26 protein-coding genes and 1 pseudogene are annotated in these 26,757 nt (G+C 51.2%); 13 read left to right on the top strand and 14 right to left on the bottom strand.

The genetic code is table 11. The features are described 5' to 3' along the window. Positions 1–246 (top strand): annotated as a pseudogene (locus GEI7105_RS39385) (IS4 family transposase); the annotation flags it as partial. A 201-nt stretch (positions 247–447) separates the two neighbouring features. Here the strand turns inward: GEI7105_RS39385 and GEI7105_RS36470 are convergent. The 3 genes from GEI7105_RS36470 to GEI7105_RS0100775 all read right to left on the bottom strand — a co-directional run bounded on the left by GEI7105_RS36470 (position 448) and on the right by GEI7105_RS0100775 (position 2,579). Beyond that, positions 448–621, bottom strand: coding sequence for a hypothetical protein (locus GEI7105_RS36470; RefSeq protein ID WP_017658578.1), 174 nt, complete (start codon positions 619–621; stop codon positions 448–450). A 241-nt stretch (positions 622–862) separates the two neighbouring features. Then, positions 863–2,182 (bottom strand): recombinase family protein, encoded by a 1,320-nt coding sequence (locus GEI7105_RS0100770; protein WP_017658579.1) that lies wholly within the window; start codon positions 2,180–2,182, stop codon positions 863–865. Between the two features lie 34 nt (positions 2,183–2,216). Continuing rightward, positions 2,217–2,579, bottom strand: a complete 363-nt coding sequence (locus GEI7105_RS0100775) for a VOC family protein (protein WP_017658580.1) — start codon at positions 2,577–2,579, stop codon at positions 2,217–2,219. 411 nt (positions 2,580–2,990) lie between these two features. Between GEI7105_RS0100775 and gshB the strand changes: the two genes are divergently transcribed. The 5 genes from gshB to surE all read left to right on the top strand — a co-directional run bounded on the left by gshB (position 2,991) and on the right by surE (position 7,468). Next, positions 2,991–3,968: a glutathione synthase gene (gene gshB / locus GEI7105_RS0100780; RefSeq protein ID WP_017658581.1), complete on the top strand. Its 978-nt coding sequence runs from the start codon at positions 2,991–2,993 to the stop codon at positions 3,966–3,968. Positions 3,969–4,114: 146 nt separating this feature from the next. Continuing rightward, positions 4,115–5,221 (top strand): Gfo/Idh/MocA family protein, encoded by a 1,107-nt coding sequence (locus GEI7105_RS0100785; RefSeq protein WP_017658582.1) that lies wholly within the window; start codon positions 4,115–4,117, stop codon positions 5,219–5,221. Between the two features lie 140 nt (positions 5,222–5,361). Next, a complete protein-coding gene (locus tag GEI7105_RS0100790) occupies positions 5,362–6,381 on the top strand; it encodes an RpnC/YadD family protein (RefSeq protein WP_017658583.1) in 1,020 nt (339 codons plus the stop codon). A gap of 60 nt (positions 6,382–6,441) precedes the next feature. Next, positions 6,442–6,693 carry a hypothetical protein gene (locus GEI7105_RS0100795; RefSeq protein WP_017658584.1) on the top strand — a complete coding sequence of 84 codons (252 nt, stop codon included), beginning with the start codon at positions 6,442–6,444 and terminating at the stop codon, positions 6,691–6,693. Positions 6,694–6,781: 88 nt separating this feature from the next. Beyond that, on the top strand, positions 6,782–7,468 hold the full coding sequence (gene surE, locus GEI7105_RS0100800) for a 5'/3'-nucleotidase SurE (protein WP_017658585.1): 687 nt from the start codon (positions 6,782–6,784) through the stop codon (positions 7,466–7,468). Positions 7,469–7,568: 100 nt separating this feature from the next. Here the strand turns inward: surE and GEI7105_RS0100805 are convergent, their stop codons facing one another. Together GEI7105_RS0100805 and GEI7105_RS0100810 are read right to left on the bottom strand one after the other, a co-directional pair. After that, positions 7,569–7,958, bottom strand: coding sequence for an alr0857 family protein (locus GEI7105_RS0100805; RefSeq protein ID WP_017658586.1), 390 nt, complete (start codon positions 7,956–7,958; stop codon positions 7,569–7,571). A gap of 71 nt (positions 7,959–8,029) precedes the next feature. Next, entirely contained in the window at positions 8,030–8,530 is a 501-nt protein-coding gene (locus GEI7105_RS0100810; RefSeq protein WP_051044103.1) for an HNH endonuclease, read from the bottom strand. Positions 8,531–9,011: 481 nt separating this feature from the next. Here GEI7105_RS0100810 and GEI7105_RS0100815 point away from each other — a divergent pair, with 481 nt between their 5' ends. Then, positions 9,012–9,353, top strand: a complete 342-nt coding sequence (locus GEI7105_RS0100815; RefSeq protein WP_026097330.1) for a hypothetical protein — start codon at positions 9,012–9,014, stop codon at positions 9,351–9,353. A gap of 102 nt (positions 9,354–9,455) precedes the next feature. Here the strand turns inward: GEI7105_RS0100815 and GEI7105_RS0100820 are convergent, their stop codons facing one another. The 3 genes from GEI7105_RS0100820 to GEI7105_RS0100830 all read right to left on the bottom strand — a co-directional run bounded on the left by GEI7105_RS0100820 (position 9,456) and on the right by GEI7105_RS0100830 (position 11,218). After that, positions 9,456–9,689 carry a hypothetical protein gene (locus tag GEI7105_RS0100820; RefSeq protein ID WP_017658589.1) on the bottom strand — a complete coding sequence of 78 codons (234 nt, stop codon included), beginning with the start codon at positions 9,687–9,689 and terminating at the stop codon, positions 9,456–9,458. A 40-nt stretch (positions 9,690–9,729) separates the two neighbouring features. Beyond that, positions 9,730–10,713, bottom strand: coding sequence for a hypothetical protein (locus GEI7105_RS0100825; RefSeq protein WP_017658590.1), 984 nt, complete (start codon positions 10,711–10,713; stop codon positions 9,730–9,732). 88 nt (positions 10,714–10,801) lie between these two features. Then, a complete protein-coding gene (locus GEI7105_RS0100830; protein WP_017658591.1) occupies positions 10,802–11,218 on the bottom strand; it encodes a DUF423 domain-containing protein in 417 nt (138 codons plus the stop codon). 395 nt (positions 11,219–11,613) lie between these two features. On the opposite strand from GEI7105_RS0100830, the gene ligA reads away from it, so the two are divergent. Beyond that, positions 11,614–13,647 (top strand): NAD-dependent DNA ligase LigA, encoded by a 2,034-nt coding sequence (gene ligA / locus GEI7105_RS0100835; protein WP_017658592.1) that lies wholly within the window; start codon positions 11,614–11,616, stop codon positions 13,645–13,647. A gap of 14 nt (positions 13,648–13,661) precedes the next feature. On the opposite strand, the gene GEI7105_RS28445 is transcribed toward ligA, so the two are convergent. Continuing rightward, on the bottom strand, positions 13,662–14,363 hold the full coding sequence (locus tag GEI7105_RS28445) for a WD40 repeat domain-containing protein (RefSeq protein ID WP_017658593.1): 702 nt from the start codon (positions 14,361–14,363) through the stop codon (positions 13,662–13,664). A gap of 105 nt (positions 14,364–14,468) precedes the next feature. Here GEI7105_RS28445 and GEI7105_RS0100845 point away from each other — a divergent pair, with 105 nt between their 5' ends. Further along, on the top strand, positions 14,469–15,494 hold the full coding sequence (locus GEI7105_RS0100845; protein ID WP_035492305.1) for a DNA-methyltransferase: 1,026 nt from the start codon (positions 14,469–14,471) through the stop codon (positions 15,492–15,494). A gap of 43 nt (positions 15,495–15,537) precedes the next feature. Here the strand turns inward: GEI7105_RS0100845 and GEI7105_RS28450 are convergent, their stop codons facing one another. The 4 genes from GEI7105_RS28450 to GEI7105_RS28460 form a co-directional block, all read right to left on the bottom strand. Then, positions 15,538–16,284, bottom strand: a complete 747-nt coding sequence (locus GEI7105_RS28450) for a ScaI family restriction endonuclease (RefSeq protein WP_017658595.1) — start codon at positions 16,282–16,284, stop codon at positions 15,538–15,540. Continuing rightward, positions 16,285–16,506 carry a helix-turn-helix domain-containing protein gene (locus GEI7105_RS0100855; RefSeq protein WP_017658596.1) on the bottom strand — a complete coding sequence of 74 codons (222 nt, stop codon included), beginning with the start codon at positions 16,504–16,506 and terminating at the stop codon, positions 16,285–16,287. It lies immediately after the preceding gene. Positions 16,507–16,704: 198 nt separating this feature from the next. Continuing rightward, positions 16,705–18,633 (bottom strand): nSTAND1 domain-containing NTPase, encoded by a 1,929-nt coding sequence (locus tag GEI7105_RS28455; RefSeq protein ID WP_017658597.1) that lies wholly within the window; start codon positions 18,631–18,633, stop codon positions 16,705–16,707. Positions 18,634–18,678: 45 nt separating this feature from the next. Continuing rightward, on the bottom strand, positions 18,679–19,044 hold the full coding sequence (locus GEI7105_RS28460) for a Het-E N-terminal domain-containing protein (RefSeq protein WP_017658598.1): 366 nt from the start codon (positions 19,042–19,044) through the stop codon (positions 18,679–18,681). Between the two features lie 299 nt (positions 19,045–19,343). On the opposite strand from GEI7105_RS28460, the gene GEI7105_RS0100870 reads away from it, so the two are divergent. Next, a complete protein-coding gene (locus tag GEI7105_RS0100870; RefSeq protein ID WP_017658599.1) occupies positions 19,344–20,303 on the top strand; it encodes a DUF1517 domain-containing protein in 960 nt (319 codons plus the stop codon). Between the two features lie 81 nt (positions 20,304–20,384). On the opposite strand, the gene GEI7105_RS0100875 is transcribed toward GEI7105_RS0100870, so the two are convergent. Next, complete coding sequence (locus tag GEI7105_RS0100875; RefSeq protein WP_017658600.1) at positions 20,385–21,284, bottom strand: Uma2 family endonuclease; 900 nt, start codon at positions 21,282–21,284, stop codon at positions 20,385–20,387. Positions 21,285–21,643: 359 nt separating this feature from the next. Between GEI7105_RS0100875 and GEI7105_RS0100880 the strand changes: the two genes are divergently transcribed. The 3 genes from GEI7105_RS0100880 to GEI7105_RS0100890 all read left to right on the top strand — a co-directional run bounded on the left by GEI7105_RS0100880 (position 21,644) and on the right by GEI7105_RS0100890 (position 26,447). After that, on the top strand, positions 21,644–23,503 hold the full coding sequence (locus tag GEI7105_RS0100880) for an NAD(P)H-quinone oxidoreductase subunit F (RefSeq protein WP_026097334.1): 1,860 nt from the start codon (positions 21,644–21,646) through the stop codon (positions 23,501–23,503). Positions 23,504–23,617: 114 nt separating this feature from the next. After that, a complete protein-coding gene (locus GEI7105_RS0100885) occupies positions 23,618–25,108 on the top strand; it encodes an NADH-quinone oxidoreductase subunit M (RefSeq protein ID WP_017658602.1) in 1,491 nt (496 codons plus the stop codon). A gap of 43 nt (positions 25,109–25,151) precedes the next feature. Next, entirely contained in the window at positions 25,152–26,447 is a 1,296-nt protein-coding gene (locus GEI7105_RS0100890; RefSeq protein WP_017658603.1) for a CO2 hydration protein CupA, read from the top strand. Positions 26,448–26,757: the final 310 nt, after the last annotated feature.

Consider the following 26,757-nt stretch of genomic DNA (forward strand, 5'->3'; position numbering starts at 1 on the left):
TTAGCAACTCGTTCGGGTCAGCGTCTCCTTGAATCTCACGTCCAATCCTATTTAGGTCGTTCAGACCTGACCCCTCAAGGTTTCCTCATCATAGTGTTTTCCCTCGGATTATCCGGTTATGCTTGGAGTCAATCCCTGCTGCTCTGGAGAGATTGGATGTTGGCGCTCATGGCGTTGAAGCCTCACAAATCTCTCCATTTTCAACGAGGGCTAGAGGCTCTATCCCTTGTGAGGCAGGGGGTCTAGCTATGTTGTCACCCTCTCAGCAGCCAAGCTTTCAGCTATGGCTGGAGTACTGCGAAGAATCTGGATAGGGGTGTGGGGAAAACTGGAAAAATTTTTAAATCGGTGACTCGAACGGCTGTGAAGGCACGCAAAACGCCTCCCAACCTCGATTTTCGAGCCGTCAAGAGATCGGGAGGAAAGCGGTAATTGAGGGGAAAACCCTTAGGCAACTGTATCGGAAAATGCTGTGGGTTCGGAGGCTTTGGCAGCGATCGCCTGGGGTTTCAAACGCCGGAACCATCGATCGCGATCGAGCGTCACGAGACGAGGCAGCGCCAAACAAACGGCTGTGTTGAATAGCGTTAACAGTAACAATCCCCACCAATTCTCAAACATATCGCTTTTCTCCGTATTTCTACTCGCCATAGCTGCGAATAATATTCAATTATGACGGATACTACGGAAGATTGCTAGGGGGCGTTCGGTTTAGATTTCTTTTAATTCTAATAGCTTTTTTTTATATTAAAAAATATGAAGCGTTTAACGCAACGAAATTTCCATAAAACTGAAGAGATTCTATCACAAAATCGAACTTTAAAACGAAGACCGCGATTCTCAGTCAAGCGATCGCCCATCGCTAAAGGTTCTCGTCTTGGGGAATCGGCTGAAAGAGGAACTGTAACCGCACCTGCCACTCATCGCCATCCCGTTGAATTTCGACTTGTCGCACGAATTCACGAAAATAAAACCGACGTTCGGATTCCGTCAGATCGAACCAAAACTGCGGAAGAGAAACCGTTTTCGCCGTTTCCCGTAAATTGACCGGTGGGATTTGAGACAGTTGTTCCTGCAATCGAGCAATTTCAGATTTAAGCGTGTAAGACCTCAGTTGTAGGGTTTCGCGATCGAGAATGCCCTCGTCGAGCAAGGGAGGTAAGGCGTCGAGAATTTGCTGCCGTTTGACGATATCCCGTTCCAAGGTACTTTTTGCCCCATCGAGATCGGGTAGGGGGAGATCGTCGGCGATCTCCGTTAAATTGCAACACACGGTTTCGATCGTTTGCTGTAATACCGCATCGTAATGCAAACTTTTGCACTTCGGCTCTCGCAGGCAGTGGGTCGGTCGCAGGTATAAATATTCTCCCGGTTTGCGGCGGCGGGTGACACAGGCGACGGTCATTGACGAGCCGCATTCACCGCAGACGACGAGTCCGGCCAGGGCGCGAGGTGCGCTGGCGGTGCGAGGGGGAAGGCGTCGGTTGCGGCGCAACAGGCGATCGATCTGGGCGGCTTCTTCTCGGGAAATAATGGGGGCGTGGGTGTTGGAGATGGTGGAACCGTTACTATAGGTGAGATCGCCGCGATAGACGGAATTGGTAAGCCAGCGGCGTCCGGTGGTGACGGAAATGCGTTTTCCGTAGCGTTGGGCGATGTAGCGTACTGCGCCTCGTAGGGAACCGTAGATGAGGAATCGATCGAAAAAGTCTTTGACGACGGGAGCGGTACTGCGATCGACGACGTAGCGATCTTTGCCGCGACGGTAGCCGTAGGGAGGTTTTCCGGGGGGCGGTAGGGCTTTGACGCGGTTTCTGGCGTGGCCTTGACGAATGCGTTGGCTGCGTTGCTGTTTTTGCAGGTTTTGCAGGAGTTCTAAGACGGCGGCGCGATCGCGGCGATCGGTGGTTTCGAGAGGTACGTCTGTGGCCACGACGCGAACGCCGAGTTCGCCAAAGCGATCGAGTCGATGAAAGACCTGTTCGACGGTTTCGCCGAATTCTTCTAGGCGACGCACGAGGACGTAGGCGATTTTGTCGCTGGAACAGTCTTCGAGAAGCTGTTGGAGTTGCTGTCGTTTGCCGAAATCGCTATAGATGCGATCGACTTCCCAACCCCAGGTTTCTGGAGGTGGCGGCACTTCATACAGGGGATCGCTGTAGCTGTAAACGACGATTTTCATGGTTCACCAAACCTCAACCGCGTTTCCACCACGTTCAAACGGCACTGAGTTCGACAACGTTACCGTCGGGATCTCGAGTAAAGAGGGCTTCTCGTCCCGAGGCGCTTCTTTGGACAGGATAGCCTGCAATTCTGAGTTTTTGTTCGACGGCGGGTAAATCGGTGACACCAAAAGCAACGTGGCGGTTGCGTCCCCATTTTTCGGTGTTTTCTAGATTTTCCTCGAAGCTGTCGGCGACGATGAGGTGAAGTTGGGCGTCTCCGACACCGTACCAAGTCCCTGGGAACGTCATCGGTCGATCGATCTTCGGCAAACCTAGAACTTCGCTGTAGAAGCACTCGGCGCGTTCGAGGTCGGACACGAGAACTGCTGTGTGGAAGTAGCGTGTAACCTGCATAAATAGCCTCGTTTGTCGAAATGGCGATCGATCCTCATTATATTGAGGATTTTTTGGAGAGGTGTCAGATCTGGCTGCGGTAGAGAACCGGGAGGGGGCGCGATCTCGGTCGTTCGGCAGTTTTTCAACTCCCTTCAATTGACGAAAATTTCGAGATCGATCGAGACCTCGAGACCGAGTTTCAATGGCGAAAACAAACCCTGACCGAGCTGTCAGTGTTTTTTGGGGGGAAACTCTCGAAGGCTATTGGCGATTCTCCGTGTTTTCATCCTGGAAAGTCAGAGACGGGCGATCGAGTCCCATTACGAAGCGAGGGACGTTTGACGCTTTAATAGGGAAGACGCGAGGAATTCCATCGCGTCACAACATCCCATCTCACAAGACTCAACACAGGCTCAGAGAACGGTTGCCGTGAAATTTGCATTTATCATCGACCCCATTCAAAACCTCGACCCCGGCCACGATACCACCGTCGCGTTTATGGAAGCGGTGCAAGCTCTGGGACACGAGGTCTGGATTACCCAAGCCGATAAACTCGGCGTCGTCGAGGGAAAAGCCTACGGTTGGCTGTCTCCGGCGACGTTTAAACCCGTAGAGTTAAAGGGCGATCGCTGGGTGGCGATCGAACTGTGGTACGAAGTCGGCCAAGCCAGTTGGCAACCGCTGGAAGATATGGATGCGGTGTTGATGCGAACCGATCCGCCGGTTGACGTTCCGTATTTATACACCACTTACATTCTCGATTACGTCGATCCCACGAAAACCCTGGTGTTGAACGATCCGAAAGGGTTGCGGGTGGCCAACGAAAAGATGTATGCGTTGCAGTTTAAAGACGCGATTCCCGAAACCCTCGTCACGCGAGACAAAGCTGTCGCCAGAGGATTTGTCAACCAACGGGGTAAAGCTATCCTCAAACCTTTGGGCGGAAAAGCTGGAGAAGGGATTTTCATGTTGTCAGCCGGCGATCGCAACCTCAACTCGCTGATGGAAGTGAGTACGAACTACGGTCGCATTCCAATTATGGTGCAGCAGTTTCTTCCTGAAGCCAAGGACGGCGACAAACGGATTATTCTCCTCGACGGGGAACCCATCGGGGCAGTGAACCGGATTCCCACTGGGGAGGAATTTCGCGGCAACATGGCCGTTGGCGGACGGGTGGCGAAAGCCGAAATCAGCGATCGCGAGCGGGAAATTTGCCGCCAACTCGCCCCGACGTTGAAGCGAGACGGCTTGTATTTCGTCGGAATCGACGTTATCGGGGGGTATCTCACCGAAGTCAACGTGACGAGTCCCACGGGAATTCGAGAGATCGATCGCCTCGACAACGTGCGACTGGGGGAAACCACGATGCAGTGGGTTATCGATCGCGTAACGAGCTTACGTCGCTAGATTGCCGTACCGTCGCAGTCGTAAGATGAAGAAAACCGGGTGTCTGTCCGTGACTCACCGTTAACCGGTTGGGCGTCAGACAGAGATCCGGTTTTTGTTGGTGACATTACGCCGCCGTCACGTTAACGTTACTCACCTGGCAAGATATGAACGAACGCATCAACGTCGCTGTTATCGGTACCGGATTCGGGCGAAAAGTCCACATCCCCGGTTTTCAACTGCACCACCGCACCAAAGTTACGGCAGTTTTTAACCCAAACCTTGAGAAAGCGCAAGAGGTTGCAAAGGAATTTAACATCGCCAACGCCTGCGATTCTCTCGAACAGGTGTTAAACTCACCCGATGTCGATGCTGTCAGCATTTCCACGCCGCCATTTTTACACTACGACATGGCGAAAGCAGCGATCGACGCCGGAAAGCACGTTTTACTAGAAAAACCCACCGCGTTAAACGTCTCCGACGCCCGCAATCTCTACGAACTGGCGAACAAGAAAGGCGTCGTCACGACGATGGATTTCGAGTATCGCGTCGTTCCCACCTGGCAGCGATTGGCAGAATTACTGGCAGAAGGCTACGTCGGTAACAAACGCCTCGTCAAAATCGACTGGCTGATGTCGAGTCGGGCAAATCCCGATCGCGGTTGGAACTGGTACGCCCAGAAAGATAAAGGCGGCGGGGCGTTAGGGGCATTAGGCTCGCACACTTTCGACTATATGGCGTGGCTGTTCGGGCCGGTGAAACGGATGTTCGCCCAGTTGAACACCTCCATTTGCGATCGCCCCGATCCGGCTGAGGGCGGCAAGCGAAAACCTGTCGATGCGGACGATACGGCGTTGTTGATGGTAGAGTTCGCCGACGGAACCCCCGCCCAAGTCAGTATCAGTTCCGTGGCGTATGCCGGACGGGGGCATTGGGTAGAAGTGTACGGCGATCGTGGAACCTTGGTTCTCGGAAGCGGCAACCAACAGGATTACGTTCACGGCTTCCGCTTGATGGGGTCTCAAAACGGCGAACCTTTGACGGAGTTAGAGATTCCCGATCGCTTGACGTTCCCGCGAACTTATCCCGACGGACGACTTGCCCCCTTTGTGCGGATGGTGGATTTGTGGGTACGAGGAATTGACGGAGGACAGGCGATCGAGCCATCGTTCCGAGAAGGCGTTTACTCGCAGTTATTGATGGATTTAACCCACGAATCCAGCGAAACGGGTCAATGGGTAGACGTTCCCAATTTGGAAGTCTTTTTGGGATAGGCATGGTCGCAGAAGCCGGGTTTCTTGGAGAAGCTCGGCTTCTGATTTCAAGGTATTTAAAAATTTACGTTTTTATTATTTATTTAACATAAAAAATTATTTTTTGAGTATAATTAAATCCATGAAAATAGCACGAAAGGGTGCAAGTCTTGGATACGCCCAATGCTCATTACGACCAACCCTGGAAAGAAGCGATCGAAGACTATCTCGAATACTTTCTCGACTTCTTCTTTCCCCAAGTCCACGCCCTCATCGACTGGACGCGAGACTACCAGTCTCTAGACAAAGAACTGCAACAAATTAGCCCCACCGCCACCAGCGGCGAGCGAGAAGGAGACAAACTCTTTCAAGTTTGGCAGCGTAACGGCGAAGATGCCTATATCTTGATTCACATCGAAGTTCAGAGTCAAGAAGATACCGACTTTAGCGAGCGAATGTATATTTATCACTATCGCTCGTTTGACCTGCACAAAAAAGTCATCAGCCTAGCCATTTTAGGCGACGATCGCCCCACTTGGCGACCGCAGGCTTATCGTTACGAACTCGGGGGCTGTTCGGTGAACTTCGTCTTTCCCACCGCCAAACTGCTCGACTACGAGTCTCGGTGTGAAAGCCTCGAACGGGAGTCAAATCCTTTCGCGTTACTGGTGATGGCGCATCTGAAAACCAAAGCCACCACGGGAAAGGCGGAGGAACGAGAAACCTGGAAATGGCATCTCGTCCGACTGCTCTACGAGCGAGGCTATACTGAGGAAGAGATCGTTCGGTTCTTTCGATTGCTGGACTGGATGATGACGCTTCCTCAAGTCTTGCAAGACAGTTTTGATACTAAACTCCGCAATTATCAGGAGGAACGAAAAATGCCGATTTTGAGTAATATCGAGCTTCGCGCCATTGAAAAGGGGCGTGAAGAAGGTCGCCAAGAAGGACTTCAAGAAGGACGCCAAGAAGGACTTCAAGAAGGACTTCAGGCGGGGATTTTGGAAAATGCTCGTTCGTCGGTTTTGGAAGTGCTGACGGTGCGGTTCGACAGAGTTCCTTCGGAATTGAGCGATTCGATCGAGCAAATTACCGATGTGGCGACTCTCCAAAACCTTCACCGACAAGCGATTTCCATTGAATCCCTGACAGAGTTCGATCGCCTCTTAGACAACAACTAACCTTATCAGAAGCCGGGTGACTTCAAAACCCGGCTTCTCCCGATTTAGGAGGAACGAAAAATGCCGATTTTGAGTAATATCGAGCTTCGTGCGATGGAACGGGGGCGTGAAGAGGGGATTTTGGAAAATGCTCGTTCGTCGGTTTTGGAAATGCTGACGGTGCGGTTCGATCGCGTTCCTTCGGAATTGGTCGATTCGATCGAGCAAATTACCGATGTGGCGACTCTCAAACAACTGCTACAACAAGCCATTTACATTGAATCTCTAACGGCGTTCGAGCAACTTTTAGAAGAAACTCGTCAGAGTGACTAATTGAAGCGGGTTCGGGGAGAGAGACAGCTCGAACCGCTCCGTGGTAACGTTAGGGCAACGCTTCATTGTTCACGGTTCTAGACACTCCATGGCCATCGTACTCACCAACGATGACGGTATCGACGCCCCCGGAATCCTCGCCCTTCTCGACGCTCTCAAACAGGTAACGGCGGAAACCCCCGTATTCGTCGCCCCGAAAGGACAACTCTCGGGTTGCGGACATCAAGTCACCACTCACCAACCGATTCACGTAGAACGGCGAAACGCGACGGAGTTCGCAGTTGGTGGCACTCCTGCTGATTGTACCCGCCTCGCGTTGTCTCATCTTTGCCCCAACCCCAGTTGGGTTCTCTCCGGTATCAACGCTGGGGGGAATATGGGCGTTGACGAGTACATTTCGGGAACAGTCGCCGCTGTGCGAGAAGCGGCGTTTCACGGAATTCCGGCGATCGCCATTTCGCAATATCGCAACCGTCTCAAACCCCTCGACTGGGAGACGACGATGCGGTTGGGAACGAAGGTGTTAACGGAACTGATGGCGCAACCGTTGGAATCCGGAGCGTTTTGGAACGTCAATTTACCCCACTGCGATGCGGAAGACGACCCGGAAATCGTGTTTTGCCAACCGAGTCGCTGTCCGTTACCCGTTCAATTTCGCATTGACGGCGAGGCGTTCGTCTATGAGGGGAACTATCAAGGACGCAAACGAATGCCAGAAACTGATGTGGATGTCTGTTTTTCGGGCAAGATTGCAGTGACGCAAATTCAGGTTTAGCGAAAGTGCCACGGTTGAAGTTTAGAACCCCAGCATCTTGGAAATGCCGGGGTTCTGGTAGAATACTCAGATTGTTTTTTTATTCAAGAATCGATCGCAGTCAATCGCGCACGTAGGAGGCATCGATCGCCGCCGCTTTCCAGAGTTTGGCGATCGCAGTTTCACAGAACGGCGTCAGCGACGTCACGAAGAGTCCTTCAGCGGTGTCCGCATCTGTCGCCACCCAAGTCCCGCGCAAACTGACTTCGACGAAATCCTCGTCAGCCGGATAGAGTTCTAGGGAATCGACCCCTTCGCGCCGCGCCGTTTCCGCCAGTTGTTGCAATCCGGGTAAACCCACGGGCAGCAAAAACGAGGCTTGACTCGGTTCGACACACAGAGGCGTCCCCGTCCGCATGGCAAGTTTGACGCGACGGGAGACAAGTTCCTCGGGGGAACTCGCCAAGTATTCCAGGTGCAAGTTGGTTTCGGTATAGGTCAACTTCAGCATGGCTGGCTTTCCCCGTAGGGAACGACGAAAATAAAGGGGACAGATAGCGGACGACTGCACCTTCGACGCTGTTACAAGCTGTCGAGTTTCTGTTCTCGCCAGAACTGTTCGGCGAAAGCAACAGTGGGGTGCATCGGCGCTTTGGGTTTCGATCGCAATTTCAGTCCGGCTTGTGCGGGGGTGCGATCGCCCTTGCGGGAGTTGCAACTGCTACAGGCGGTGACGACGTTATCCCAACTGTGGGGTCCACCTTTTGATTTGGGAAGGACGTGATCTAACGTCAGGTTTCGATGACTGCCACAGTACTGACAGGTGTGATTGTCTCGTCGCAAGACTTCCCGGCGGTTGACGCGGGGAACTTTCCAGATGCGCTCGGTTCCAGTGAACTTCATGCGAATGTGTTCGGGAACTTCGAGAACCATCGAAGGCGATCGAACTTGCCAAATACTGGCATTTTCGGTCAGATCGAGGGGTTCGGCTTTCCCCGCCAGCAACAGGACGATGGCGCGTCGCACGTTAATACGGCTGATGGGAAGGTAGTTCTGGGAAAAGACAACTACCGATTGCCTCAATACATCTGTTACACCGGGTATTCCTGTTATACCAGTCACGGTTTGTCTCCTTAAGCAAAACCCCCACTTCGCGGGTCAGGAGAAGCGGGGGTCACACAATGGTTTACAACAAGTTAGGTGGGGACGATTGCATCTCGATACCCCCCGCTTCCTATAAATTTTAAAAACAGATCGTTGCGATCGGGCGATTTTCGATCTGAGTGGCAATTTGATTCGTTGTGATGTAGTTCCCCGCCGTTTGGCAAAATTGCGCTGACGGAGAAATACCGGTTTCGCTCTCTCTCGATCGCCATTTCGCTTCTGGTCGTTGCGTCTATACCAAAACAGGTACTTGCAACGACAGGAGAAACGGGGAGGCGATCGAATGGTGTGGGCGAAAGCGGTTTCACGGTTTTTTTGGGAAATGCTAGTATTTGATTCTAACTTTTTGCATACTACACTAATAGTACAAGCATTGTCCACCTATTGGAGGAAATTTTCGATGCGTACCCCCACTCGACCTCGTACCTCGACCACGGAGATGGAAGTGACTAGCATCCGTCTGGAGCGAGAACTCAAGGACAGACTCAAGAAGCTTTCAGGGTCTCAAGGGTATCAGGCACTGGTTCGCGACATCCTCTGGAATTACGTTCAGTATAAGTCCGGTGACTACAAACCGCAGTTTTCAAGAGCTGACATTCGAGCCAGCATTCCCGCCACAGCAGAGAAGGAGGAGCGTTGTGTCCTAACTGGCAAGTCTATCCCGCCTCACGAACCCATGTTCTTGGGACTCACGCGACAAGGAGATTTGGTTCCCATTAGTTCCGAAAGTTTGGACGGCTAGTTTCTCTTCCCCATTCAGAATCGACGAACCCCGGTATTTGTCCGATACCGGGGTTTTCAAGTCGAGTTTTCCTCCAACTCACATTCCGCGATCGACGATCGACTACTTCCCGCTTCCCGGTCCGCCGCCACGAAAGCCACCGTAGTCGCTGCGACTGGGAGTCATAATCCAAACCCCTCGGGAGTAGCCGCCAGATAGGGTCGTTCCGCGACGAGGCCAGTAGGCCGCTTGTTGTTCTTGTCGCAGCTGCAACGCCGATCGCTGACTGTATCCCGCCCAGGCTGCGGAGGTGGCGATGAGTAAACTCGAGAGGGCTAACAGGCGAACTAAAATCATGGGGGTTGGGTCTCAAAAGGTAAAGATTTCAAGTTTGGGTTTAAACTTCCGGTTCGATGCGAACGACGTCTATCGAACCGCCGGTTCGCACGCGATCGAATACTTTTAGAGAAGTGAGATCGATAGGCCCGTCTGGCGTCACTTCCACGTAAAATCCGTAAGAGGCTTTTTCGGGAAATTGGAAATACGCCACCACTTCAGATTTATAAACATCTTCCGTCACGCGGCGAGGGTGAACGGAGTAAATTTTGGCGTAGATTTCCTCGCCGTTTCCGTCGCGAATCCACAGTTGAACTCGCAAGGTTTGGGGAGTATGTTCGTCGGAGGCGATGTCGATTTCGAGTTTGAGGAGATTGTTCTTTCCCCCCATCACCGCGCGATCGCCCACATCGCTATCGCGGATGTTTTTGTTTAAGACCAAGCGTCCGCTTTCTCGGGTGGCTTTCCCAGTCAAAAACGCTAAAATCGCGGTGGCGATCGCACCCGGCCACAAATACCGTCCGTCTACAACCCCCTGTTGCACGTTCACGCGAATGGGAACCGGTTGCTCGATGGGATTTCCCGAGGTGTCGGTATATTCTAAGACTGCGATGGCGAGGGTGACGGGTTCGTTGTCTTTTTGCGCCTGAACGTCCAAACCCGCCCGTAATTCGGAGTCTTGCCAAGTTCCCGATTCGCCGTCTTCGTACCAAGTTCCCGATTCTTTCCAGGCTTGTTTGAGGGCGGAGGCGATGGGATTTCCTTCTGCGTCGAGAAGTTGCAGTTCGTATGTCACCCAGCGATTGGTGGGAATTTGCGCCACGGCGTTGATGCGCGTCGCCCCGATCGCTCTCGGTTTCATGTCTAACGTCGTCAGTTCGACGGAATCTTCGGGGGGAACCCTTACGGTTTCTTTGATGACGGTGTTTCCTAGAAACCAAGACACGATTAACGCCAACCCTGCGAATCCGGCGGCGAACCAACTGACGAACAAACCGGGTTCGAGAAATTTCGAGGTACGTTCGGTTTTTACTGTAACGGTCATTTTATGTGCTGACGAGTTGTCACGAGCGACGCGATCGAGCCGTGGTGCGATCGACCGTCATCCTTTTGCCATCATAACCAACAAAACTTCACGGTTTGGGCTGGGCGACGATCGCCGCGATCGCCAGACAAGTCCAACCGATGAGGAACGCCGCGCCACCGAGGGGCGTCAGGATTCCGAGGAGGGGAATTCCCTGCAAACTCAATCCGTACAAACTCCCCGAAAACATCAAAATTCCCACGACAAAAGCGATCCCCGCCCCTTGCAACCATCGAGACGCCAGGTGTTGCGATAGCAATCCCACCACCAACAAGGCTAAGCCGTGGTATAGCTGATATCGTACCCCCGTGGTGAAGGTTTCCAAGGCGCGATCGCTCAACTGTCCCCGCAATCCGTGGGATGCAAACGCCCCCAACGCGACGGCGAGTCCGCTGAATATTGCACCGAAGGCGAGGAGCGATCGAGTCGTCGGCGTCAGAAACATTTTAGATTTTGCGTCGGTCATAAGATAGCTAAGATTGATTTCAAGTCGCTTAAATTATATGATTTTATATAGGTTGAGTGAAGCGAAGCGAAACCCAACAATACAATTATATTGAAATAAAATTCAATCGTTCATGTTTATTGCTTTGCTTACATTATTTCAAAAATTAATAAAATTCATATTTTTGTATTCAAACATGAATTAATTGCTAAGAAAAATGCTAGCAATTGTTGTATTTTAAAACAAGATTCAAGTTGTAATATTTTTTAATTTATAAAACATTTAAAAAATTGACAAAAGGCATATTTTTGTATTAAAATTAAGACATGAGTTGAATCTCAAAAGCGATACTTGTAATTGTTGGGTTCCGTTCATCCACCCAACCTATCATCCATTATTGATTATTAATTAACACCATGAATCTACCCAAACAAAAAATTCAAAAACGAGCCGAACAGTTGCGCGAACAACTGCAAAAAGCCGCCTATGCGTACTACGTCGAAGATAACCCCATCATGGAAGATGAGGTGTACGATCGCCTCTATCGAGAACTGCAAACTCTCGAAGCCGAACATCCCGAAATCGTCACGCCAGATAGCCCCACGCAACGAGTCGGTGACAAACCCGCCGATAAATTTCAATCCGTCAAACATAACATTCCCCTCTACAGCCTCGATAACGCCTTCAACATCGAAGAATTTGCCAATTGGGAAAAACGCTGGAAAGATCGACTAGAAAATCCCATCGACTCCGAGTATGTTTGCGAACTGAAAATCGACGGTTCTGCGTTGGCGTTGACTTACGAAAACGGCATTTTAGTCCGAGGCGCGACGCGAGGCGATGGGGAAACCGGAGAAGAGATTACGCAAAACGTCAAAACCATTCGATCGATCCCCTTAAAACTGCAAGTTGACAATCCCCCCAGTCGCGTGGAAGTTCGGGGAGAATCGTTTTTACCCCTCGATACGTTCGATCGCATCAACCAAGACCGAGAAGCCAACGGCGAAGCGCCTTTTGCAAACCCGAGAAACGCAGCCGCCGGAACCCTGCGACAACTCGATCCTCAGGTGGTCGATCGACGCCAACTTCAATTTTTTGCCTACACTTTATATATACCTGGAGAAGATGGCGATCGCCCCTTTCACACCCACCAAGAAGCCTTGCAAAAACTGCAAGAATTCGGCTTTCTCGTCAATCCCAATCAGACGATTTGTCGTTCCCTCGAAGACGTGGCGCAATATTACGATCGCTGGAACGAAGAACGCCGCCAACTCCCCTACATGACGGACGGCGTGGTGGTGAAACTCAACGACATCGAGTTACAACAACGCCTCGGATTTACGCAGAAAGCCCCACGATGGGCGATCGCCCTGAAATATCCCGCCGAAGAAGTTCCCACCACCGTCGAATCGGTGACGGTACAAGTGGGGCGAACGGGGGCGTTAACCCCTGTCGCGAACCTGAACCCCGTACAACTGGCGGGAACCACCGTGTCTCGCGCGACATTGCACAATGGCGATCGCATTGCAGAACTGGATTTACACATCGGCGATACCGTCGTGGTTCGCAAAGCCGGAGAAATCATCCCCGAAGTGGTGCGCGTCCTCCCCGAATTGCGCCCAGAGAACGCGCCAGCGGTGGAAATGCCAAAAACCTGCCCCGAGTGCGGTCAACCCGTGGTCAAGCCCGAAGACGAAGCGGTAACGCGATGTGTCAACGCCTCCTGTCCGGCGATTTTGCGGGGTTCGTTGAAACATTGGGCGAGTCGCGGTGCGTTGGATATCGACGGATTGGGAGAAAAGCTGATTTCGCAGATGGTCGATCGCCGGTTCGTGCAGTCTGTGGCGGATTTGTACCAGTTGCAACCCGAGACTCTGGTGGTATTGGAACGGATGGGGAAAAAGTCGGCGGAGAAGTTGGTGGGGGCGATCGCAGCTTCCCAACAGCAACCCTGGTTTCGGGTACTTTACGGCTTGGGAATCCGTCACGTGGGGAGTGTCAACGCGCAAACCCTGGCGCAGCGTTTCCCCAGCGTAGACGAGTTGGCGACGGCGACGGTGGAGGATATCGCCGCTGTGGAGGGGATTGGGGAAATTATTGCCAGTGCCATTGTAGATTGGTTTGGGATTCCGGCGAATCGGGAGTCGATCGATCGCCTGCGGGAAGCCGGATTGCAACTGCAAGGAACCCCCAGCCAACCCGAAACCGAAAGCAACGCCCATATACAGGGTCAAACCTTCGTCCTCACCGGAACCCTTCCCAACCTGATGCGCAACGAGGCCAAATCGCTCATCGAGAAAGCCGGGGGGAAAGTGACGGGTTCGGTGAGTAAGAAAACCAATTATGTGGTGGTTGGCGATTCGGCGGGGTCGAAGTTGGCGAAAGCGGAGAAGTTGGGAATTCCGCTGTTGTCGGAGGAAGCGTTGTTGGAACTGTTGGAGGCGAGATAGAGGACAGAGGGCGATTAATCGGACGGGCGGGACGTGGCAATTCCGTCGCACAAATGTCGGTCTTCCTCGCTCACTTCGGGGTTGTCACGCAGATAGTTCTGGAGGCGCGTACAGATTTTTTCCAGTAATCGATCGGCATCAACATCCCACAGTTTCACCGTTGTGTCGTCACTGGCCGAAGCGAGGGTGTTCCCGTCGGGACTCCAACTTACGTGATAGACCTCAGACTCGTGGTCGGTGAAGTCGTGGAGAAGTTCTCCGCTCTCGGCATCCCACAGTTTCACCGTTGTGTCTCGACTGGCCGAAGCGAGGGTGTTCCCGTCGGGACTCCAACTCACCTGTCTGACAAAATACTCGTGGTCGGTGAGGTCGTGGCGAAGTTCTCCGCTCTCGGCATCCCACAGTTTCACCGTTCCGTCCCAACTGGCTGAAGCCAGGGTGTTCCCGTCGGGACTCCAACTCACGTGCCAGACCCAATTCTCGTGGTCGGTGAGGTCGTGGAGAAGTTCTCCGCTCTCGGCATCCCACAGTTTCACCGTTCCATCGCTACTAGCCGAAGCCAGGGTGTTCCCGTCGGGACTCCAACTCACGTGATAGACCATATCCTCGTGGTTGGGGAGGTCGTGGAGAAGTTCTCCGCTCTCGGCATCCCACAGTTTCACCGTTTCGTCAAAACTAGCCGAAGCCAGGGTGTTCCCGTCGGGACTCCAACTCACGTGTTAGGTGCCTGAGCAATTCTCCAAACGTAGGGATCGTATAAGCTTCTACAAGAGGTCATTCAATGGTAAACTTGTATTAGCCAACCCCTGAATCTCTATCAAATGCGTAAGGTTTCAATACCCGAAGATAATTCCAGAAAGATTGCCAGTAAGAGCCATAATTCCTACGTGCAGGAAGGTATAGATTCGCATCAATCTACTCAAGTTGCTCCTTCGTCATTACTTCAGCCTTTCCCTGAGAGCTTGGAAGGAAGACTCGTTTCACAATTTAAGCTAGTCAAAGAGCAGCTTAAATCTTGTTTGGGTGAGCCATTCTATGCAGACGCAGGCTTCATTCTATATGAAGGTGATTTAACTCAACTGTTGAGTAACTTGTCCAAATCGACTCTAAAAATAGATTTAACAATTACATCGCCGCCTTACAATATCGGCAAAGAATACGAAAAGCCGATGTCAGTCAATGAGTATATTGACTGGTGTTCTAGTTGGATGAATCAGATATACGAAGTCACAGAACCAAATGGTTCTTTTTGGTTGAACGTAGGCTACTTAAAAGTACCTAATAAAGGTCTATGCGTCCCAATTCCATATCTCTTATGGAACAAATCACTTTTTTATTTGTTACAAGAAGTTGTCTGGAAGTATGGAGCGGGTGTTTCAACGAAATATCGCTTGAGTCCACGCAATGAAAAGTGGTTATTTTATGTGAAAAACTTTCAAGAATACACTTTCAATTTGGATGATATCCGAGATCCAAACGTCAAATATCCAAATCAAAAGAAAAATGGGAAATATCGTTGTAACCCTCTAGGAAAGAATCCTTCTGATGTTTGGGATTTTCCAAAAGTTACTACAGGGAAAAAACGTAGCTCTAGAGAAAGAACAGAGCATCCTGCTCAATTTCCTTTGGGAGTAGTTGAGAGAGTTGTCAAAGCTTCGTCCAATACTACTGACGTCATTCTAGATCCATTTGCTGGTTCATGTTCAACTGGGATAGCATCTGTTGGTTTAGGACGCATTTTTTTAGGGTTTGAACTAAGAAAAGACTATTGTGAGATTGCTGTTGAAAGATTTAATAGGTTCATGAAACAAAGACAAGAATTTTTCGAGCAAAAGGAGTTATTTTAATAATTAAACTGACTCAAACAAGGGAATGAATGCTCAAAAGTTATTAGGTTTCGTACTCGCCAAGTTTTTCTTTGAACTTTAATATTTTTGAATTGTTGCCCTGATAATTTTGCAGATCTCTAATTGTTTGAACACCTTCCGCCGAAAAATCTTGCGATGTTTTAGCCCCAATGCCCTTCACGATTCCTATAGGAGCATCCAGTCTGTATTCACCACTTATCTCTAATAATTTATGTCTATAAACTGCATCGCTCAAACCAGCAGCTTGTCCCGTAGCTGCTTTCTGAGCTTTCCAGTCCTCATGATCAATCCAACCAAATCTCAAAAGATTTAATGTTCGCTCATAGAAGTTGACTGTGATGTAATAGCCAGACTTTTCTTTCTTCTCCATCTCCGAATTTTCCACGTTTTGCCCGTAGCTTCTATTTCCAAATACCTTAAGCCCCAACTGTCCTGAGCTTTTAATTTCAATGGAGTAGAATTCATCAGGGATATAAACAATATCCTTCTCGTCCTTACTTCTACCACCACGCCAAAGATGAGGAAACTCTGTTTCTAGCTCCTTAGCAAATAGTTTTTCAAAGAAATAGCCTGTAACAGTCGCAGGAACATCCAGTTCCCAAAGGCTAATAGAAAGTTCGCCTTCACCAATTGTAGTAGACCAGAGAGTATGCCAACACTTCAAAGCTACTCGCCTAATTGTTTCACACTTTAATGGATGTTGGTTGACCAAATATTGAGTTTTAGCAAGCCACTCTTTTTCACTTAAGCTGTCGTAAGGTGATGGCATTTAGTCTACTCCTTTCATTAAATCGCTTAATGGAATTTCTAGAGCTTTTGCTAATCGAACAATGTTTAGGAAAGCGACATTTCTTTCGCCTCTTTCAATTCCACCTATGTAAGTCCTGTGAAGATCTGCCAAATCAGCCAAATCCTCTTGGGAGAGACCTTTCAGCAACCTTAGCTCCCGAACTCTTAGTCCAAATTTGATCAATTCATGGTTTTTAACCATGAGTTAAAATATTGCTGAATTGATGCCTATGAGTCTACAGCCTATGAGTAGCAATTCCTGTTTTCCTGTCGGCTGCAAAGAAAATAAGCTATACATTACTTTGTCTGCCATTCTCAGTATAAGCACCTAACACTGCGTGGCAGCGGACGGACGCAAGCTACTGGTGCTTAGTTCAAGATGATCTGCCGCCGCTGCACTTCACCGATAGACTCCACCCTCGTGGTCGGTGAGGTCGTGGAGCAGTTCTCCGCTCTCGGCATCCCACAGTTTCACCGTGTTGTCTCCACTGGCCGAAGCCAGGGTGTTCCCGTCGGGACTCCAACTCACGTGCTTGACCTCACCCTCGTGGTCGGTGAGGTCGTTAATCTGGTGCAACTCGGCAACTGCCAAGTACAGCACCCGAACTTGTCGGAAAGTACGGGATACTTTCAACCTGCGCCGAAGCGCCAGCGCACGTAAACCTTCTAGGGAAGCTTCAAAAGGTTGCTTTCCCGCGAATAGCTGTTCGGCAGACCGAGTTAACACATCACTTTGCGCCAGTTCTGCCTGTCGCCACTGCCACAGCGCCCCCACCGCTAAACCCAAGAACAGCAGCGAAGCACCCGTCAGTCCGCCGAGGGTCAGTCTGCGTCGGCGTTGCTGTTCCCGCACTTCTCGCGCTCGCCGTTCCGCACTGGCCTCGATAAACCCGCGTTCCCTCGGACTGATATCCTCGCGGCGTTTTTCCAACCACTCTTCCGCCTGTGCCAGCATCACCCCCCGCAACAAGCCATCGTCACTGCGTCCAATCTCCTCCCACTGTCGCAGCAGCGAACGTAAACGCTCTTGCCACACCCGAAAACTGCGGTCCGCTTCCATCCACTGCCGCAGTTCCCCCCAACTGCGAATCAGCGCCTCGTGAACCACTTCCACCGTCTCTTGTTCCTCAGCATTGCGGCTCGTCACCACCAACCGCTCGTCCGCCAGTTGCTTGACGAACTGCCAGTTTTCCTCACCCAAATCCGCCTTCGTCGCCAGTCGCCGCGTATCCTCCGTTCCTTGTCCCGGTCGCACCAACTGAACGAAAATACGACGGACTTCCTCCCGTTTTCCCTTGAGCTGTTCCCGCTCCAAACATTCGTCGGCATAATGGGTTAACGCCCCCTGCACTTCCCCAATTTCCCCATAAGCGTCGTGAGTCAGTTGTTTTCCGGTGCGCTTGTCCCACAACTGCGTCAGCGCGAATTCCAGCAAGGGTAAATTTCCCGGTTCGGATTCTACATCGTCGAGAATGCGATCGACCAATCCCTCTTCAAACGTCACGCCCAACTTTTTCGCCGGTTCCGTCACCACCCGAGACAGTTCGTCGCGGTTCATCGCCCCAAGCTTCACATCGTCCGTCAACATATCCGCAAACGGTCGATAAGACAGCGCGTTCCCCAGGAAATCCGCCCGCATCGTCGCCATCAAAACCACATCGGTGATAGATTTCGCCGCGTCTGAAAAGCTTTCGAGGAGGCAGTTGAGGAAGCCTTGGCGAATGTCTAACTCGGGGCAAAGGGTATAGAGTTCTTCAAACTGGTCGGCAATCACTAAAACCCGTCGATCGAAGTGATATTGTTGAATCTGAATTAATACGTCGGATAGGACGAGATCGCCATTTTGCAACGCGGGGGCGAGTTTTTTGGCTTGAATCAGGAGGTCAGTTCGATCTAATTTTTCGTTATAGAGCGGAACCAACGCCAAGGCTAAATTGTAAAAGGGATCGCCCCCCGGTCGGAAATAAGTGAATTTCCAATGTCCGGTTTGTTGCAACGCCGGAACCAGTCCAGCAAAAACCACAGAAGATTTCCCACTTCCCGAAGCGCCGAGAAGTGGAAGAAACGTCCGAGACTTGGTGAGTTCGACCAGTTCTATTACAAAGGCTTCGCGGCCGAAAAAATACTCTGAATCCTCGGGCGTAAAGTGAAATAAGCCTTTGTAGGGACAGCAAAGTGCTTCTACGGTCTCAGCTTCAGCGGTTTCCTCTGAGGCGATTTTCGTTTTGCTGGCGTAAAAGTAGTTGTAGATGATGTTCCCTTCTCCAACCACCACTCCTTTCACGTTTTCTTGAAACTGGGTAGAATATTGCGAAGAGTTTTCCGCCATCTTATTTTGAATTTATTTGATTGAAATTATTTGATTGAATTGAATTCAATTAAACGTATTTTCTTGTTGGTTTTTATCTCCAATTTGTGCGCCTTTCACTTCTCCTTGGAATTCCACATTATATTTATTCACCGACGATTCGTCCGAGTCTGCTTTTTCTAATAAAGCTTTAGCCAACTGAACGATTTCTGAATCTTCGTTCGCCTTGGCAATTTCTACTTCTTCCTGCACCATCGCTTGACGGGCTTCAGAATCGGGCTTTTTCTCCAACCCTTCCACCGCCTCCGTTAAATCGCTATCGGAGCCGAACTTAGTCTTCAGCGCGGTTTTAAGGGCGTTGTAGCTATCTTTGATGGCATCTTTGCTTAAATTCGCCAGTGCAACGACGATCGCAGCGGTAATCGTATCCATAGCTCTGGATTTATTAGGTTTGCAAGTCTTGGCTTTTAGCTTACCCTCTGACCTTGGATTTGTCTCGATCGATCCGAAGCGATTTTTCGAGGTCGAACAAAGATCTGTTGTCGTTACATTTTCGCCGGAAACCCAGACGACAGGCGGTTATCAATACCACGGCTCTGTCGCACCACTTCGTCAAAAACGATACATTAGTTATAGAGCTGCAATACTCCGTAACACAAACCACACTCGACCTGGGGGCGGAGGTGCAGTTCGCGATAGCTTAACGCTACAAAGTCAAATCAAGAGGTTGTATGGGTCGCAAATTATTTTCACAACTCAGTTCAAAACTCAAACCCATCTTAAAATCGCTGTTTTTAGCCGGACTCGTCGCCGTACTGTTCTTCTCCCACGTAGACGGCGCATTCGCCGCCCGTAGCGGCGGACGCATCGGCGGAGGGTCGTTCCGCGCCCCCACCCGCAGCTATAGCCCCCCCAGTCGCTCTTACGCCCCCTCTCGCGGTTATCCCGGTGGCGGCTTCGGCTTCCCCTTCCTGATTCCCTTCTTCGGCTTCGGGGGCGGTTTCGGCGGACTGTTCTCGCTGTTAATCGTCATCGCTTTCGCCAACTTCCTCGTCCGCAGTTTGCGCGGTATCGCAGACAGTGACGGCGGCGAAATGGAAGCCATGACGCCCAACGTCTCGGTGGCGAAGGTTCAGGTGGGACTGTTGGCGCAAGCCCGCGAGTTGCAGTCGGAACTCGATAGTTTGGCCATGTCCGCCGATACGGGAACCGCTTCCGGCCGCGCTCAAGTTCTACAAGAATCGACGTTGGCGTTGTTGCGTCACCCGGAATACGTGGCTTACGCCCAGACGGACAACGATATCACCACGATGAACCGCGCGGAAGCGGAATTCAATCAATGGTCGCTCTCCGAACGCAGTAAGTTCGCTGAGGAAACCCTCTCGAACTATCAAAGTCAGTTGCGACAAGGGACGCCCTCGCTTCCTGGTGATGCTGAAGAGGGCGCGTTGGCGGAAACTCAAGCTCCTGGCGAGTATATCGTGGTGACGATTTTAGCCGGGGTTCAGGGGAATTTCCAACTTCCGAAAGTCGATAGCGCGGAGTCGCTGAACCAAGCGTTACGTCAGTTGGGCGGCGTTTCGAGCGATCGCCTGTTGGCGGTGGAAGTTCTCTGGACGCCTCAAGCTCAAGGGGATACGCTCACCGCAGACGATTTGATGGCAGGATATCCCAATTTGCAAGTCCTGTAGTTGCGTTGAATCGAGATAGTTGCGTTGAATCGAGACTTTTTAAACGGGGTGGCTCGCGTCCGCCCCGTTTTTCATGGGAATTTAGGGATTTTCCAGGGTTTCGGGATCGATACCCAATTCTTGCAGTTTCGCCGCTAAGCGATCGCCCCGTCGACGTTCTTGTTCGGCTTGCTGGCGTTCTTGTTCGGCTTGCTGGCGTTCTTGTTCGGCGCGTTGACGTTCTTGTTCGGCGCGTTGACGTTCTTGTTCGGCGCGTTGACGTTCTTGTTCGGCGCGTTGACGTTCGGCCTCAGCTCGCTGTTGCGCCTTTTCCGCTTCTTGTTGAGCCTTTTCGTCGGGACACAACACCAGGTTTCCGTCAGCGTCGTAAAACCGCAGCCAAAAAGTCTCGACGTGGAGAATTGAGCCTTCCCAAATTCCCAGCCACAGATTCAACTGAGAAGACCACAACCAACCTCTCTCGTCCGGTTCGAGTTCTTGATATCCCCCCGCATCGGTATCGAGATGCCAACCCCGTAAGGAGTTGCGATCGAACGGATCGAAAACGAAATAATCCGGCGTTCTAAACGTCCGTTCGTAAATCTGTTTCTTTTCGTTTAAGTCGAATTTGGCGGTACTCGGCGACATCAATTCAACGATGACATCGGGGTAACGGCCGTTTTCTTCCCAAACGACCCAACCTTGGCGATCGCGATTTTCTTCGACACCCAACACGGCGAAAAAGTCCGGCCCGCGAAAGTCCTGATTTCTGACTTGGCGGCTACTGTAGTAAATAAACATATTGCCGCCGACGAAGTAATCGTTTCGTTCCGCCAACGCTGAATCGGCAGACTCGATGAGGAGATTCATGGCGATGCGGTGGCGGTTGCTTTCCAAGGGTTCTCCGTCGTCGAAAATCAAGTCAGTCGGCGGCATGGGAGGTTCCCAGACTTCCGCTTCCGGCGTTTGGGGAACTGGTTCTGGGGCGAGTTCGGGGGACACGAGACGACCTCCCTGTTTGAGATGTTCTGGCTCGATTGTAGCGATGTTGGTTCTGTCGAAACCTGCGATGCAAGGCTTCTACAACAGAAAATTATATTTTTCTTTGAATACCATACTTTGTTTGATTTGTCAATAAAATTAATTTAAGATTAAGTATTTATGCTTATCAGCGAAAGCGATCGCTCTAATTATAGATTTTTCTCTATGGATATTTACAAAGTCTTCCACTTTTAGCTATGATTGCAAACAATTAAGTTTTGCAACAGCATCGTTGCCGAAATTACTCGATCGACCCCAGAAAACGCGATCGAGGCGATTTCGCCTGCCTTCGATTTCTTGCGTTCGCTAGAGGTAACTGCATGAGTCACCTATTCAGCCAGAGTGCGTGGCTGCTTCCCTGCTACGCCCTTCTCGGCGCAATACTTGCGCTTCCCTGGTCACCAGGATTCATCCGCAAAACCGGCCCCCGTCCGGCAGGTTACATCAACGCCATCATGACCTTTACAGCGTTCGGTCATAGCCTGCTGGCGTTAGTTGAAACCTGGAACCAACCTCCCCAAGCGCTTTCCTTTGCCTGGTTGAACGCACCAGGACTCAACATCAGCTTAGACTTAGAAATTTCCACCGTCGCCCTCGGTGCCTGCGTTCTCATCACCGGGTTGAACCTGCTGGCGCAAATTTATGCGATCGCCTATCTCGAAATGGATTGGGGATGGGCGCGGTTCTACTCCCTCGTGGGACTGTTCGAGGCGGGGATGTGCTTGCTGGTTCTGTGCAACTCCCTCTTTTTCAGCTATGTCGTCCTCGAAATCCTCACCCTGGGAACCTATCTCATCGTCGGGATTTGGTACAACCAATCTCTCGTGGTGACAGGTGCCAGAGATGCCTTCCTCACCAAACGGGTAGGCGACCTCATCCTATTAATGGCCGTGGTCGCACTGCTGCCCCTGTCGGGAACTTGGAACTTTACCGAACTGACCGCCTGGGCGAAAACGGCCGATCTCGACCCCACCTTAGCCACGTTGCTGGCGTTGGCATTGGTGTCCGGTCCCATTGCTAAATGCGCTCAGTTCCCCTTTCACCTATGGCTGGACGAAGCGATGGAAGGTCCTTACCCGGCGACGATTCTGCGGAATACCATCATCGTGTCCACCGGGGCTTGGGTCCTGATTAAAGTGCAACCGATTCTCGCGTTGTCGCCGTTGGGATCGAGCGTGGTGGTTGCGGTAGGGGCTGCGACTGCGGTGGGTGCGAGTCTGATTTCGATCGCGCAAATCGACGTAAAACGGGTTTTGTCCTATCTCACCAGTGCCTACATGGGGTTGGTGTTCGTCGCCGTCGGTATCGGTGAAAACCACGCCGCCTTAGTGTTGCTGCTCACCTACGCCATTGCAATGGCGTTGATGGTGATGAGTACCGGAGGTATCGTCCTCAACAACATTACACAAAACCTCACCCAGTACGGCGGTTTGTGGTCTCGCCGTCCCCTGTCGGGAATTTCGCTAATCATCGCGGGTTTATCTCTGATTGCCATGCCGCCGTTAGGAGGCTTTTGGTCTCTCGTAGAAATTTCCGATGCCCTCTGGCAAAGTCGCCCCCTCTTGTTTGGCGTGGTGTTAGCGGTTAACGGCTTCGTGGCGTTCAGCGTGACGCGACTGTTCGGATTGATGTTCGGCGGAAAGCTGACGGACTTCACCCGACGTTCCCCCGAAGGCTTGTGGTTGCTGGTGTTGCCGATGATGTTGCTGGCAGGGTTTGCGTTGCATTTACCCCTGTTGTTGGCACAGTGGCAGTTGTTGCCGGATTGGGCGAGTTTAAATCGCTTCGTTGCAGTGTTGATGACTTGGTCGAGTTTGGCGGGAATCGGGTTCGGCGCGTTGGTGTATCTCAATCCCAATTGGGAAAAACCCGTGCGACTCAATCCCCAAGCCCTGCAAGATTTCTTCGCCTACGACTTCTATACGCCGCAGTTGTATAAAGCCACGGTAGTCTTTGCAGTCGATCGCATCTCCAAACTAATTTACTGGGTCGATCGCTACATCGTCGATGGCACCGTAAACCTCGTCGGTTTTGCCACCCTCTTCGGCGGCGAAAGTCTCAAATACAACACCACCGGACAATCTCAGTTTTACATTCTGTCGATCGTTCTCAGCGTTGCCGTCTTCGTAATTCTTGCTAGTTTCCCCTATCTCTCTCAATTCGCCACAATTGGGTTCTAACCCGCTATCTCTCTAAAAAACCCTCCTTACAACAATCCTTTTCCAAACCGCCAACAGACAACATTAAATCCTCAATTCTCGAAACTCAACTGTTTTCGCGAAACCCTTGCTAATATGCTAAGCGCCCTCATTCTCGTTCCACTGGTAGCCGCCATCGTCGTCGGCTTTACCAAATCGGGACAAACCGCCCGAACCCTCGCCCTTTCCACAGCAGGACTTCTCTTCGTGTGGACGCTGTGGTTGCTGTTCCAATTCGACCTCAGCGATACCGGATTACAATTTTCCGAATATCTTACCTGGGCAGAACCCATCGGCTTGAGTTACAGCCTGGGAACCGACGGCTTGTCCATGCCGTTGTTGATTCTCAACGCCCTCTTAACCGGCGTCGTCGTCTACAGCAGCAAAGCCAACACCCCCAGAGCTTCGCTGTATTACGCGCTGATTCTCCTCGTCAACGCGGGAGTGGCTGGCGCGTTTCTCGCCCAAAACCTGCTGCTGTTCGTTCTCTTCTTCGAGTTAGAACTGATTCCCGTGTACCTTCTCATCGCCATTTGGGGCGGCGAGAAACGGGGTTACGCGGCGATGAAGTTTCTGCTGTACACCGCCCTGTCAGGAATTCTGATTTTGGCAGCGTTTCTCGGTGTCGCTTGGCTGAGTGGAAGTTTCAGCTTCGACTACGACAGCATTTCCACCGAAAACTTACCCCTTCGCGCCCAGTTGATTCTGTTAACGGTGTTATTGGTGGGATTGGGTATTAAAATTCCTTTGGTTCCCCTGCACACTTGGTCTCCCGACGCCTATGTGGAAGCTTCGCCTCCGGTGGCGATTCTCCTCGGTGGAATTCTGGCGAAACTGGGAACTTACGGACTGGTACGGTTCGGATTGCAAATGTTCCCCAATACTTGGTCGGTTATTGCGCCGGGTTTGGCGTTAATCGGGGCGATTAGCGTCATGTACGGGTCGTTGAACGCGATCGCCCAAAACGATATCAAACGCATGGTGGCCTACAGTTCGATCGGTCACATGGGATACGTCCTCGTCGCCGCCGCCGCTGGAACGGACTTGAGCGTGTTAGGTGCAGTCGCGCAAATGGTCGCCCACGGCTTGATTCTGGCGTTACTGTTCAACCTCGTCGGCATCGTTGAAGACAAAGTGGGAACCCGAGAACTGCAACTGCTCAATGGTTTGATGAACCCCGTTCGCGGATTGCCCCTCGTCAGTGGGTTGTTGGTGATGGCGGGGATGGCCAGTGCGGGAATTCCCGGTTTGGTGGGATTTGCGGCGGAGTTTATCGTCTTCCAAGGCAGTTTCCCCATTTTCCCGATTCCGACTTTGGTTTGTATTCTCTCGTCCGGGTTGACGGCGGTGTATTTCGTGATTCTGCTCAACCGCACCTGTTTCGGTAAGTTGAACAACGAACTCGCCTATTACGATCGCCTGTCTTGGAGCGAACGGGTTCCGGCTTTAGTCTTATCGGCGATCGTTTTGTTTCTCGGCATTCAACCCAACTGGTTGATTCGTTGGATGGAACCCACCGCAACTATGTTAGCTTCGACCCTCCAACCCACTCAAGAAATCGTCGCCCAGAACGTGACTCAGCGTTAAGCACGTTTCCCCTCCTCCCCAGTCGTCCACAGAAACTCGCGTCATGGTTCAAGCAATTCCCAAACCCAAAACTCCGATTCCGCCGTCTAATCACGAATTCGCCGAGGTGATTCATCGCCTCGAAGCGGGGGGTTCTATGCTTCCCGACACCCCGGAAAACTTGATGCAAATCATCGGCATTTATAAAGCCTATGCCGTGCCGATGGATTTCTACTGGCGGGATTTGCTTTACATTGCCGAACGGGTGTTTCTCAACCCACTCCCGGCCTTCAAATATTTCTTACCGAAAGAGTATTTGGACTTACACAACCACTACGCTGGAGACACCGCCGATTTGCAAATTTGGCGGGGGGAAGCCACAGCACACCCGGAACTGTTGGAGTTCATGAAACGGGGCGAAACCCAAAAAATGCCCAAGTTGCTGCATCATTTGTGGCACGATCGCGTCAATATGGAATTCGCCGAAGCCTGTATGCGGGCGATGTTATGGCATCAAGGCATGGGGGGACGGTTTAACGATTACTTGGAAAGCGAGGAGTACGTCGCCAATGCCGATCGCGCCATCAAAGCCTATTTTAAAGGCAATCCGGTGATGCTGGGGCTGTACCAACTCTTCCCCGAGATGTTCCTCGAACAAGTGCGTCAACTGTCCTATTACGCCAATTTGGGGCTGTTTTGGGAAGTGATGGCGCCGGTGTTCTTTGAGATGTCCGACCTGTACGATGAAGGGAAAATGACTACAGTTCCCGAGGCGATGGATTTCTTGGTCAACGGCATTTTTGCCATCGCCGGACGCCCGATTTACCACCACGTTTATATCGGCGACGAGTGTTACGAAATTATTCCGAAATCTCAAGGGTTTACCTGGTTGTACGAGGCGGCGTTACCTTACGTTGAGGCGGTGTTTTACCGAACTGCACCGTTCCGAGGTACGAAGTCTTACAACGCGCAAGCGGGGCAGGTTCCGGACGAACAGAAGGATTTCCATTACGGCATTTTGTACGCGGATGTTTTTCCAGTGGGAAGTGCGGGAATTCCGCCGACATTGTTAATGCAAGATATGTTGCATTTTCTGCCACCTTATTTGACGGAATACTATCAGAAACACTGTCGCGGTGAAGATGATATATTGATTCAGTTGGGGATTACGTTCCAGCGATCGATGTATAACGTTACGTCGGCGGTGATTCAGGCGTTGCGTCAGGCGTTGTTGTATCCCCTCGACGACCCCAATCCGAAGCATTTGATGAAAAATCGCGCGTTTTTTGAGGCGCAAATGGATCGGTTTTTACGTCCCGAGGCGCGATTGCGAGATATTCAATCTCAGGATTATCGTTAGCAGTTTGGTTTTCGAGTCGTTTAAATTCAGGGTAGGCAATAAAATTGCCTGCTCTTTTGGGTCTTCGGAGTTTGTGGTTATAAATGTATACCATAATACAAAAAATTGAAAATTCGAGAGCCAAAACCCTTGAAATCTCGTGAAGTTAGTTTTTCTGTCACCCTAAACTCCGAAGAGCCGCTCTTTTTTCTTTTGCCAAGAAATTTCATACTCCATCCTTTTTCTATAAGCTAGGTTTCAAGAAGTTTTCACCACATCCCCCCTTAGCCCCCTATCCCCCCTTCGCCCCCCTTTGAAAGGGGGGTTGGGG

The sequence above is a fragment of the Baaleninema simplex PCC 7105 genome (genome assembly GCF_000332355.1).
GTDB lineage: Bacteria > Cyanobacteriota > Cyanobacteriia > Cyanobacteriales > Geitlerinemataceae > Baaleninema > Baaleninema simplex.